We start from the raw sequence: 10613 nt of genomic DNA, 5'->3' as shown, positions 1-10613 counted from the left end.
CAATCTTTGAAACATGCTTGCGTCATTAAGTATTATTGTGGTATCATATCTTAAGTTGAGGGCGCAACGCCCATCAGAATTTATAGTTGGGAGGTTGGAGCCATGCGCGTACACATTACATTAGAATGTACAGAATGTCATAACAGACAATATCTATCAAGCAAGAATAAGCGTAACAATCCGGATCGTTTGGAGTTAAATAAGTATTGCCCACGTGAAAGAAAGGTTACATTACACCGCGAAACCAAATAAGATTGGACAAAATGATCGAATTTTGTTCCGATCTTTTTTATTAGTTTTAAAAAACGTGAATTGAGGAATGCCGATGCAACCAGAAAAAAAGAAGCAACGTACAGTTCAATTGGGTCGACTGCAAAGTCTGGATAAAGCAAAAAAAAAGCAGGAATCCGCTAGGTTATATAACCAACTTTTCAGCAGTTCAGAATGGGAGAATTCTTCTGTGATTGCTACAACCATGAGTGGGGGTATCGAAGTGGATACAACACCAGTTATTAAGCAGGCAACTTTGGAAAGCAAAACCATTGTGATTCCGAAAACGTTGCCAAATTGGCAAATGGAATTTCAAATTCTGGATTTCCAAACACAATTGGTTAAGAGTAAATTCGATGTTTTAGAACCCGAAAATGGGATTACTGTTTCAAAGGACAGCATTGACTTAATTCTCGTTCCTGGGTTAGGATTTGCGGACGCAGGAAACTTTCGTCTGGGTTTCGGTGGTGGCTATTACGACCGTTTTTTGGACGACTATTCTGGTAAAACAATCAGTTTAGTGCTGAGTGTCCAACATTTTGAGCAACCAGGATGGCCAGTCGAATCACATGATATTCCTATTCAAACCTTGATTAAAAGTGAGGTAAACTAATGCAACAAACCTTAAAAAGGTGGGACCGACAGCCATATATGACAATTGGTTTAGTTATAATCAATTTTATTGTATTTGGGTTAATGACGATCAATGGTGGTTCCGAAAACACCCAAACGTTACTCCAATACGGTGCTGTTTTTAAACCTTTAATTGTGGAAAATGGTGAGTGGTGGCGGCTAATCGCCGGAATGTTTATTCATATTGGTCTCACTCATATTGTTATGAATATGGTGACTTTATATTTTGTTGGTATGCAAATTGAAAATTTGTTTGGTCATTTTAAATTCTTACTGATCTATTTTATTGCTGGAATATTTGGTAATTTGGTAAGTTTGGTTTTTGGAAATCCACTTTCATTGTCGGCCGGCGCAAGTGGGGCAATTTTTGGTCTATTTGGCGTTTGGCTAATGTTGGGAGAGTCTTTCCATGCTAATCCATACATCCATGTTATGGCCCGTCAGCTTGGCTTATTCGTTGTTTTGGCTCTGGCTTCGAGCTTGTTGGAGTCTGGAATTGATATCTATGCTCATATTGGCGGTATATTAGCTGGATTCTTGAGTGGTTATCTTGTGGGGGTTCCTAAAATTGGTAAGGTTGAGATTCCAAAACGAATTGTGGCAACAGTTGCACTAGTTGTTTTGTTTGCGGTTACTTTTGGAAAGCTAATTTACCAGTAGTCTTCTTAAAATAACGTTTACAAATCTAATTTTATCTGTATAATTAATTGGGATGATGTCTATGAAAACACTTTATGATGTGCAACAGTTACTCAAAAAGTTTGGAATTTATGTCTATGTGGGTAAACGCATATGGGACATTGAATTAATGAGTATTGAACTGAAACATTTACACGATGCCGATGTGGTGGAGAATCAAACCTACGTTAAAGCGGTTATGATTCTGCGACGTGAACATCATTTAGAAGAGGTTCGTGCAAAAGAGCCAAACAAATTATATTAATATTGGAGGAAACAAACAATGGATCGCAAGTTGATTGGGGTTGACCTTGGTGGGACAACCATTAAGTTTGCTATTTTAACAGACGCTGGAGAGGTTCAACAAAAGTGGAGTGTGGAAACTAACATTTTAGATGAAGGTAGCCATATTGTGCCAGATATTGTGGAATCAATTAATCACCATATTGATCTTTACAATATGAATAAAGATCAATTTATTGGAATCGGTATGGGAACACCAGGAACAGTTGACCGTGAAAATGGAACAGTTGTTGGAGCTTATAACCTAAACTGGAAAACAACTCAACATGTAAAAGCCGATATTGAAGCTGGTACGGGCATTAAATTTACAATGGACAATGATGCCAATGTTGCTGGCCTTGGTGAACGCTGGAAGGGTGCTGGTGAGAACGGTACTAATGTTTCCTTTGTAACTTTAGGAACTGGAATTGGCGGTGGCTTAATTGCCGATGGTCAGTTACTCCACGGGATTGCTGGAGCAGCTGGCGAAATTGGTCATGTGACTGTTGAACCTAATGGGTACTTGTGTACTTGTGGCAAACGAGGATGTTTGGAACAATATGCATCCGCCACAGGTGTGGTCCATGTAGCTCGTGATATGGCGGAAGAATTCTCTGGTGATTCAGAGTTAAAACGCCAAACTGATGATGGCCAAGATATTACATCTAAGTTAGTATTTGATCTAGCTAAAAGTGGCGATACTTTGGCTGTTCGAGTAGTCGACAAGGTTTGTTACTACTTGGGATTGGCTTTAGGCAACCTTGCTAATACTTTGAATCCTGAGAGCATTGTTATTGGTGGTGGCGTTTCTGCTGCAGGAGATTACTTGTTAAAACAAGTCGATCATTATTTCCAAGAATTTGCATTTACTACAGTTCGTAACTCAACAAGCTTGAAATTAGCTCGTTTAGGCAATGATGCCGGCGTTATCGGTGCGGCTTCATTGGCATTAAGCTTTAACTAAGAATGTTTGAATTAAGCCGGTATTGGGATTTTCCCAAACGGCTTTTTTATTTTTTCTAGACTAGGCAAAGTGCTAATTTATGTGTAAAATGAAATTGGTTGACATAGGAGGAATGTACAGTGGTTTTTGGTGCAAGTTCAAAAGCAAGTTTTATAATTAATACGATTTTGATTATTTTGATTGTGGCTTATTTTGTTTATCAAGGGTATGTAGTCTGGAAACGTGGCCGAGTTGCAAAAGTATTGGACGAGGAAGATTTTCAAGAAGGCATGCACAAAGGACAAGTTATTGATTTACGTGAGAAAAAGGATTTTGATGCCGGTCATATATTGGGTGCTCGTAACATCCCATATTCAACATTAAAAAGTCGTTTTCAAGAAGTTCGACCTGATTTACCAGTTTACATTTATGATCAGGGCCGTAGTTTGAGTTCGAGAGCTGCAATATTTTTAGCAAAGAAAAGCTATAAACAGCTTTTTATCCTTCGGTATGGTTTCCAACGCTGGAATGGCAAAACCAAAAAGAAAGATTAATTAAATCTGAGGTAAAGAGTCATTGAGGTGAATGTGTGTATTGTCATCCTTTAATAATCTTTATCTCTTTTTTTATTAGAAAGAAATCCTAAGTATGTTAATGTCAAGCCAACAAAAAAAGACTGAATCTTCAGTCTTTTAACCTTAAGGGAAGTTAACCGTTATGTGCTGAACGTTGTTTTCGCATGGCACGCTTACGATTTTCGGTTGCACGATTTTCCTGATCCTCAATTGGTTGAACGATAACTTTGTGGAAGGTATAGAGAGCGGCGGCGGCAGCACCGATAACGGAAAAGCCACCAACGATAAAGCCTTTAGTAAAATTTTTCATGTTTGAAACCCCTTTCTATCTTTGGTTACCTTTATTATGACTGCTTTTGATTAAAATATCCAGTAAATTAAGTGAACGGGAATGATTTTATGTTAACAAAAATAATTGCTCATCGTGGAAGTAAAGGAATTCGTCCTGAAAATACGTTGCCAGCATTTGAAAAAGCCATTGAAGAGGGAGCGGACGGGATTGAAACGGACGTCCACATGTCAAAGGATGGTCATTTGATTATCATGCATGATGAAACAGTGGATCGGACAACAAGTGGAACGGGAAGAATTTACGATAAAACACTTATGGAATTAAAGCAACTAGATGCGGGAAGTTATTTTGGTTATGAATACTTGGGTACGCGGATTCCAACCTTAAATGAAGTTGTCCAATTATTAATTAAAAAAAGATTTACGGGTCTTTTTAATTTAGAACTTAAGACCGATAAAATTCAATATCCTGGAATTGAGGAGAAAGTCTCGGCGTACATGAATCAACAAAAAGTTCCCTTTCAAATTGTGTATTCTAGTTTTCATCCACAATCACTTGTGAAAATGCATGCGCTAAATCCGTCTATCGAGTACGCAAGTTTGTTTAAGGTACAGACTAAGTTTGCTCGGAAGTTTTACCGAAGCCGGATTGTCAAAGACTGGCACCCGGATATTCGTTGGGTTCGTGCGCATCGATTCTTCTTGCCACATGTCCAGTTGCGACCGTGGACGGTGAATAGCTCAGAGGATATGCGCTACTGTTTCAAGCGACATTTTGATGGGATTATCACTGATTATCCAGGTCGCGCAGGAATCATTCGTCAAGCAATTCAAGGTGGTTAAATAACATGAATAAAGTATTAGCGATTGTTGGGCCTACTGCGGTTGGCAAAACAAGTTTATCTTTAACACTAGCTAAAAAATTTGATGGTGAAATTATTTCCGGTGATTCCATGCAAGTTTATCAGGAGCTAAATATTGGGACGGCTAAAATTTCCAAGCAGGATCAACAGGGGGTTGCCCATCATTTAATTGATATTTGTAAAATTGATCAGCGCTTTTCAGTTTCAGATTTCAAAAAGCAAGCAGCTGAACAGATTAAACAAATCACTTCTAGAGGACATTTACCAATTATAGTTGGTGGAACTGGCTTTTATTTGCAAGCTCTGTTAGAAGATCTCTCCTTGGGAAATGATACCTATGACTCGAGTGAGAAGACACGAAATAAGTGGCATGAGTATGCGAAGAGCCATTCTCAAAAGGAGTTATGGAGAAAATTAAATGCCATTGACCCCAAGGCTGCGGAAAAAATTCCCGTCACTAACGAAGTAAGAGTGGTTCGGGCACTCGAAGTTTTTGATAAAACTGGTCACTTATTTTCGGAACAAAATGACGATAGTAAAACAATTTATGATGCATTATTGATTGGTCTCAATACAGATCGGAAGTTGCTGTATAAGCGGATTAATCAGCGTGTAGATTTAATGGTAGCTGATGGCTTGGAAGATGAAGCAAAGTGGTTGTACGGGCAAGGTGGACAGGATCTGCCGGGTGGGAAAGGAATCGGGTATCGAGAATGGTATCCTTATTTTGAAAATCACCTTTCTAAAGAACTTGTGATTGAAAAAGTTAAACAAAATTCTCGCCATTATGCCAAGCGGCAATTAACATGGTTTCGAAATAAAATGGATGTAAATTGGTTTGATATCATTCGGCAACCGGCTGAAGAACAGCAAATTATTTTAAAGATTCAAAAATGGGTTAGGAGAAATGAACGATGAAATGGACAGATGGTTTAGACGGTAAATTAGTTGAGTTAGTGCAAGAGGTTGATCAACAGATTGCACCTAAATTGGCGGAAATTGATGAACAAGTACTTTTTAATCAGAAAAAAGTTTTGGATGCTTTTCGAAAAGAAAAGATTTCTGAAGAAGAACTAAATGGTTCAACGGGATATGGCTATGATGATAGCGGACGGGATGCTTTAGATGCGGTTTATGCGGACGTGTTCAAAACAGAAGATGCAATGGTCCGACCACAAATTATTTCTGGAACGCATGCGATCAGTACAGCATTGTGGGGGATGCTTCGACCTGGAGATAAGCTATTATATGTAACTGGCATGCCCTATGATACGGTTCAAGAAGTTATTGGTCTAACGGGTAAGAAAAATTCCGGATCTCTTAAAGACTTTAATATTAAGTTTGATTATGCCGATCTTGATGCGGAGGGGCATTTTTCTGAAACTAATGTTCAAAAGAAATTATCCAGCGATGTTAAGGTTGTAGCCATTCAACGTTCAAGAGGTTATGCGACTCGGGAAAGCTTTACGGTCGCTCAGATTGCAGACATGATTCGATTCATTAAATCGCTCAAACCAGACGTTAAAATTTTTATTGATAATTGTTATGGCGAATTTTCTGAAATTAGTGAACCTACTGAATTTGGTGCCGATGTGATGGCCGGGTCTCTTATTAAGAATGCAGGCGGTGGTCTGGCCAAGACTGGTGGCTACATTGTTGGTAAAAAAGATTTGATTGAACAAATCGGGAATCGTTTAACAACTCCTGGATCAGGGAAAGATGAGGGTGCTACCTTAAATACATTAGAGAGTATGTTTCAAGGATTCTTTCAGGCACCAAATGTAACGGGAGAGGCAATTAAGGGTGCCATATTTGAAAGTGCTATTCTTGAAAAATGTGGGCTAAATGTCAGTCCTAAATGGAATGCACCACGCACAGATTTAATTCAAACCGTTAATTTTGGCAAACCGGATTCAATGGTCAAGTTTGCCGAAACAGTCCAACATTATTCACCAATTAATTCATATGTGGATCCAGTTCCAAGTGAAATGGGAGGTTATGATGACAAGATTATTATGGCTGCCGGTACGTTTGTTCAGGGTGCTAGTGTTGAGTTTTCTGCAGATGGTCCAATTCGTCCACCATACACTTTGTACATCCAGGGCGGTTTGACTTATGCGCATGTGAAAATTGCAATTACAGAAGCTGTTTCAACTTTATTCTTTTAAACAAGCGTCTCATGTCATATCTTGTGACATGAGACGTTGACTTTAATTGGCTGCATTGATAGAATGAACTTGTTTTTGAAAGGAGGGGTGTCATGATGGAAAAACAACTCCAACGATCACGAGCAGTTTTACCGATCGGAACAGTCATGAAGTTGACAACTTTGAGTGCACGGCAGATTCGTTATTATGAAACACAGGGATTAATAAAACCTGCGCGTAATGAAGGTAATCGCCGTCAGTTTTCATTAATTGATGTAGATCGCTTACTTGATATTAAAGGCTATCTTGACGAAGGCTTTAATATGACTGAAATTAAGCGTGTTTATGAAAAACAAGCCAAACATCAACAAAAAGAGCATAAAGCATTAGAAAAACCAGTAACTGATGAAGATGTTCGTCAAGTATTACAACATGAATTTTTATCAATTGCAGGATTAAATCATGGAAGTGAACCAAGTTTTCCATCTGATGACCTTTCCAAAAAATAAGAATAGGAGCGATATACATGGCAAAGCAACAATATACCAAAGATGAAATCCGCAAGATGGCAAAAGAGGAAAATGTTCGATTTTTAAGATTGATGTTTACCGATTTATTTGGGATTATTAAAAACGTTGAGGTGCCAGTTAGTCAGCTAGATAAATTGCTTGATAACAAATTAATGTTTGATGGTTCTTCAATCGATGGCTTTGTGCGCATTGAAGAAAGTGATATGTATCTTTATCCTGATCTTTCAACTTGGATGGTTTTTCCGTGGGGAAATGAACATGGAAAAATTGCTCGTGTCATTTGTGAAGTTTATACGCCAGATGGTGAACCCTTCGAAGGTGATCCTCGGAATAACCTAATTCGTGTTTTAAAAGAAATGCGTGAAGCGGGATACACGGATTTTAATATTGGGCCAGAGCCTGAATTCTTCTTGTTTAAGTTAGATCCAGAAACCGGGAAACCAACTACTAATTTAAACGATAAAGGTAGTTACTTTGATTTGGCGCCAATGGATCTTGGTGAAAATTGTCGTCGTGATATCGTTCTAGAACTTGAAAACATGGGCTTCGACGTGGAAGCTTCTCATCATGAAGTTGCGCCTGGTCAACATGAAATTGATTTTAAGTATGCAGATGCTTTAGCAGCTGCAGATAATATTCAAACGTTTAAACTGGTTGTGAAGACGGTAGCTCGTAAATATAATTTGCATGCCACCTTCATGCCAAAGCCACTGGATGGTATTAATGGCTCAGGGATGCATTTAAACATGTCTCTTTTCCATAATAAGGGCAATGCTTTTTATGATGAAAAGAATGACTTGCAGTTATCTCAGGAAGCTTATTGGTTCTTAGGAGGATTATTAAAACATGCTCGGAGCTTTACCGCTGTTTGTGATCCAATTGTGAACTCCTATAAACGTTTGGTACCTGGATTTGAAGCCCCAGTATACGTGGCTTGGTCAGGTAGTAACCGTTCGCCATTAATTCGAGTCCCAAGCAGTCGTGGGTTGTCCACTCGCCTCGAATTAAGGAGTGTTGATCCTAGTGCTAATCCTTATCTGGCAATTGCAACTGTTCTAGAAGCTGGTTTGGATGGAATCCGTAACAAGATTGAACCACCTAAGTCAATTGATCGTAATATTTATCGGATGGATGAGGCTGAGCGAAAAGCAAATCATATTGATGACTTACCATCTACATTGCATAATGCTTTAAAGGCTTTCGAGGCTGATGATGTGATGGAAAAGGCTTTAGGAACACATATTTATCAGAGCTTTTTGGAAGCTAAGCGATTAGAATGGGCCTCTTATCGACAAGAAGTTACACAATGGGAACGAGATCAATATTTGGAACAGTACTAATCTGATTAGAGAATATATAATGATCAATTGCCAAGACTTAATTGTCTGGCAATTGATCATTTTTTTAAACTTTTTAAAAATTTATCATGAGTTTTAAACCTTTTTTAGTCATGATCAGATTTATCTGTTAAAATTTAGTAAGGAATAAGAAAAATCCTTTGTTGATTCCTCAGTTATTTGTTACATTAGAGGTAATCAATAATGTAGGGGATACTTACAAAATTAGGAGCGATACACATGAGTGATGAAGAAAACACGATTGAATCTCAAGAACAGCCAAACGCAAAGTTAAAACAGAGTCTTTCAGGTAAAATCGCTTATTTGAATGCGTTACAAGACGCAGTTGATCAACAAGATGATCGGTTAACATATGAATTACTAGATCCAGAACGTTATCATACTGAAATTTCAAGTACCAATGAAGCGGCAAAAAGTGGTTATTTCAGTTTGGTGGATGATGTACGAAGTCAAATTGCTCATTATTTGAGCTATCAATTAATTGACTACTTAGCTGAAATTTATCCATTCTTTTACTACCGAGAAATTGCTGAAGGAGAATTCAAAATTCTTTTCGGTAATTGGTGGGATCGTCGTGAATTTGGGTATTTAGATGTTTTAAATCTTGAATTTCAATTTGATAAGGACGAGTATCAAAAGTTATCTGGAACTTTCCAGTTGGATGCCAACAACAAACATTTGAATACAGAAAACATTGCTAAAATTTCAGAAGAAAACAAGCAATTAGAAACGTTACTTAGCAATCAGGATCAACGTGATTCACGTAAGGCACAGTTACGTGATCAATTGGCGGACACGAGTTCTAACAGTTCATTTTGGGAAAGCGGCAAGGTCAAAGAAGAACGCCAGGCGCTTAAAGATGAATTAACTAAGTTAACTGAAGAGGATCAAAAGGCTGCCGATGCTCGAAATACAATGAAGAGTAATGAAGATCGAATTTTGGCTCTTTCAAAAGAAGACACAATCTTAAGTTACGAAAAACAAGCAATCAAACAGGCCTTTGGAAGTTTTGAGTCGTTTACTAACCATTCAAAAAAACTATATTCTGATTATTTAACAAGCTTGATTGGAAAGGAAAAGGTGCGTGCTGATGAGTAATGAATCTTTGAATCCTTCAAGCTTGACGACAAATGGTCGATTAGTTGCATATAGTGATTCTCTAAAAGCTGGTTTGCAACATGGAATTGAGTTTACCAAGTTATTTGATCAGTTGACTAATACCAAGGATGCCAATGAGCTTTTGGCCGCTTCCACGGCTTTATTTGACTTTCAGATGGATACTGACTATGTTGTTTATCCTCACAAATATGATGCGAATGATTATTACCTCATTTTTATGAGTCGGTTGTTAGAATTGCATGATGATAAAGATGCCGTCCTAAATTCTCGTGAGGATAATCTTAAGGCTGATACTCTTTTTCAGACTTTTCCAAGTATTGATGATTCGGAAGAGTTCCATTTTGAGAAACGACCAAATCAGGATGGTGCGTTTTATGTGGAACAAAATAGTCACCAAGTTATTTTTTCTTTGAACTTAAGAGAAAAAACGATGTACTTTAATTCGGACACCATTACAAAACTCTTTATCACAGAGTGGAGTGGCAAATCAGATAACGAGGCCGTAACGAATGCGGTTGATTTGTTCATTCAATTTGGAAAATATCTGGTGGCTGATTTTGGGTTTAATGTTGATTTCAATATGTTAGATGCTTCTAATGATAAAAAGTATGTGCTTGCTAAAACTGATTTATCTGAACAGATTATGGATAAATTATTTGTGGCTACAGCAGATAACAATTTAATGTTGCAAAATATGGATGCTGTTCAAGGGGCTTTCTTGGACCTGGGCAATCAAATTATCTTTAGTCTGTATAAAGAAGTAGCTGCTGATGGTAGTGGTCATTGGGTGATTACAGTTCAGGATCCTGCCGAGAAGTATTCTCTTTTTGAAATATTTAATCAATTTGCATTTTTGAAGAAGTGGTTCTTGGACAATCTTGATGAATTACAAATCGGTTCAAAAATGTCTTAAGAGTAGGTGGA

Annotated in this window: 14 protein-coding genes; 13 read left to right on the top strand and 1 reads right to left on the bottom strand. The window is 37.9% G+C overall.

The genetic code is table 11. The annotated features are described in order from the left end of the window. Positions 1 to 102 precede the first annotated feature (102 nt). The 6 genes from rpmG (at position 103) to PPA04_RS00745 (ending at position 3360) form a co-directional block, all read left to right on the top strand. Complete coding sequence (gene rpmG, locus PPA04_RS00770) at positions 103 to 252, top strand: 50S ribosomal protein L33 (protein WP_074693824.1); 150 nt, start codon at positions 103 to 105, stop codon at positions 250 to 252. A 73-nt stretch (positions 253 to 325) separates the two neighbouring features. Beyond that, positions 326 to 883 (top strand): 5-formyltetrahydrofolate cyclo-ligase, encoded by a 558-nt coding sequence (locus PPA04_RS00765; RefSeq protein ID WP_057783441.1) that lies wholly within the window; start codon positions 326 to 328, stop codon positions 881 to 883. Beyond that, on the top strand, positions 883 to 1563 hold the full coding sequence (locus tag PPA04_RS00760; RefSeq protein ID WP_057783443.1) for a rhomboid family intramembrane serine protease: 681 nt from the start codon (positions 883 to 885) through the stop codon (positions 1561 to 1563). Before PPA04_RS00765 ends, PPA04_RS00760 begins: the two co-directional genes overlap by 1 nt. Before the next feature lie 61 nt (positions 1564 to 1624). Then, positions 1625 to 1846 carry a YqgQ family protein gene (locus PPA04_RS00755; protein ID WP_057783445.1) on the top strand — a complete coding sequence of 74 codons (222 nt, stop codon included), beginning with the start codon at positions 1625 to 1627 and terminating at the stop codon, positions 1844 to 1846. Between the two features lie 18 nt (positions 1847 to 1864). Then, positions 1865 to 2827, top strand: a complete 963-nt coding sequence (locus PPA04_RS00750) for an ROK family glucokinase (RefSeq protein ID WP_057783447.1) — start codon at positions 1865 to 1867, stop codon at positions 2825 to 2827. A gap of 119 nt (positions 2828 to 2946) precedes the next feature. Then, positions 2947 to 3360, top strand: coding sequence for a rhodanese-like domain-containing protein (locus tag PPA04_RS00745; protein WP_057783449.1), 414 nt, complete (start codon positions 2947 to 2949; stop codon positions 3358 to 3360). Positions 3361 to 3514: 154 nt separating this feature from the next. On the opposite strand, the gene PPA04_RS00740 is transcribed toward PPA04_RS00745, so the two are convergent. Next, positions 3515 to 3691, bottom strand: coding sequence for a DUF3042 family protein (locus PPA04_RS00740; RefSeq protein WP_084254320.1), 177 nt, complete (start codon positions 3689 to 3691; stop codon positions 3515 to 3517). An 89-nt stretch (positions 3692 to 3780) separates the two neighbouring features. On the opposite strand from PPA04_RS00740, the gene PPA04_RS00735 reads away from it, so the two are divergent. From PPA04_RS00735 to PPA04_RS00705, 7 genes are all read left to right on the top strand, one after another. Then, entirely contained in the window at positions 3781 to 4515 is a 735-nt protein-coding gene (locus PPA04_RS00735) for a glycerophosphodiester phosphodiesterase (protein WP_057783451.1), read from the top strand. A 5-nt stretch (positions 4516 to 4520) separates the two neighbouring features. Beyond that, complete coding sequence (gene miaA / locus PPA04_RS00730) at positions 4521 to 5453, top strand: tRNA (adenosine(37)-N6)-dimethylallyltransferase MiaA (protein WP_057783453.1); 933 nt, start codon at positions 4521 to 4523, stop codon at positions 5451 to 5453. Then, positions 5450 to 6703 (top strand): methionine gamma-lyase family protein, encoded by a 1254-nt coding sequence (locus PPA04_RS00725; protein WP_057783455.1) that lies wholly within the window; start codon positions 5450 to 5452, stop codon positions 6701 to 6703. Before miaA ends, PPA04_RS00725 begins: the two co-directional genes overlap by 4 nt. Before the next feature lie 92 nt (positions 6704 to 6795). Beyond that, entirely contained in the window at positions 6796 to 7191 is a 396-nt protein-coding gene (locus PPA04_RS00720) for a MerR family transcriptional regulator (protein ID WP_057783457.1), read from the top strand. A 17-nt stretch (positions 7192 to 7208) separates the two neighbouring features. Beyond that, positions 7209 to 8552 carry a glutamine synthetase family protein gene (locus PPA04_RS00715; RefSeq protein ID WP_057783459.1) on the top strand — a complete coding sequence of 448 codons (1344 nt, stop codon included), beginning with the start codon at positions 7209 to 7211 and terminating at the stop codon, positions 8550 to 8552. A 237-nt stretch (positions 8553 to 8789) separates the two neighbouring features. Beyond that, complete coding sequence (locus tag PPA04_RS00710; RefSeq protein ID WP_068807390.1) at positions 8790 to 9668, top strand: exonuclease SbcC; 879 nt, start codon at positions 8790 to 8792, stop codon at positions 9666 to 9668. Further along, positions 9661 to 10602 carry a hypothetical protein gene (locus tag PPA04_RS00705; RefSeq protein WP_057783460.1) on the top strand — a complete coding sequence of 314 codons (942 nt, stop codon included), beginning with the start codon at positions 9661 to 9663 and terminating at the stop codon, positions 10600 to 10602. The genes PPA04_RS00710 and PPA04_RS00705 overlap by 8 nt, the downstream gene beginning before the upstream one ends. Positions 10603 to 10613: the final 11 nt, after the last annotated feature.

The organism is Pediococcus parvulus, from assembly GCF_007990205.1.
GTDB classification, from domain to species: Bacteria; Bacillota; Bacilli; order Lactobacillales; family Lactobacillaceae; genus Pediococcus; species Pediococcus parvulus.
The sequence above is the reverse complement of the archived record's forward strand: the minus strand, read 5'-3'. Positions and strand labels throughout refer to the sequence as shown.

Coding starts and splice junctions, on each gene's coding strand:
- rpmG (WP_074693824.1), top strand. CDS start 103: ATGCGCGTACACATTACATTAGAATGTACAGAATGTCATAACAGACAA.
- PPA04_RS00765 (WP_057783441.1), top strand. CDS start 326: ATGCAACCAGAAAAAAAGAAGCAACGTACAGTTCAATTGGGTCGACTG.
- PPA04_RS00760 (WP_057783443.1), top strand. CDS start 883: ATGCAACAAACCTTAAAAAGGTGGGACCGACAGCCATATATGACAATT.
- PPA04_RS00755 (WP_057783445.1), top strand. CDS start 1,625: ATGAAAACACTTTATGATGTGCAACAGTTACTCAAAAAGTTTGGAATT.
- PPA04_RS00750 (WP_057783447.1), top strand. CDS start 1,865: ATGGATCGCAAGTTGATTGGGGTTGACCTTGGTGGGACAACCATTAAG.
- PPA04_RS00740 (WP_084254320.1), bottom strand. CDS start 3,691: ATGAAAAATTTTACTAAAGGCTTTATCGTTGGTGGCTTTTCCGTTATC.
- PPA04_RS00735 (WP_057783451.1), top strand. CDS start 3,781: ATGTTAACAAAAATAATTGCTCATCGTGGAAGTAAAGGAATTCGTCCT.
- miaA (WP_057783453.1), top strand. CDS start 4,521: ATGAATAAAGTATTAGCGATTGTTGGGCCTACTGCGGTTGGCAAAACA.
- PPA04_RS00725 (WP_057783455.1), top strand. CDS start 5,450: ATGAAATGGACAGATGGTTTAGACGGTAAATTAGTTGAGTTAGTGCAA.
- PPA04_RS00720 (WP_057783457.1), top strand. CDS start 6,796: ATGATGGAAAAACAACTCCAACGATCACGAGCAGTTTTACCGATCGGA.
- PPA04_RS00715 (WP_057783459.1), top strand. CDS start 7,209: ATGGCAAAGCAACAATATACCAAAGATGAAATCCGCAAGATGGCAAAA.
- PPA04_RS00710 (WP_068807390.1), top strand. CDS start 8,790: ATGAGTGATGAAGAAAACACGATTGAATCTCAAGAACAGCCAAACGCA.
- PPA04_RS00705 (WP_057783460.1), top strand. CDS start 9,661: ATGAGTAATGAATCTTTGAATCCTTCAAGCTTGACGACAAATGGTCGA.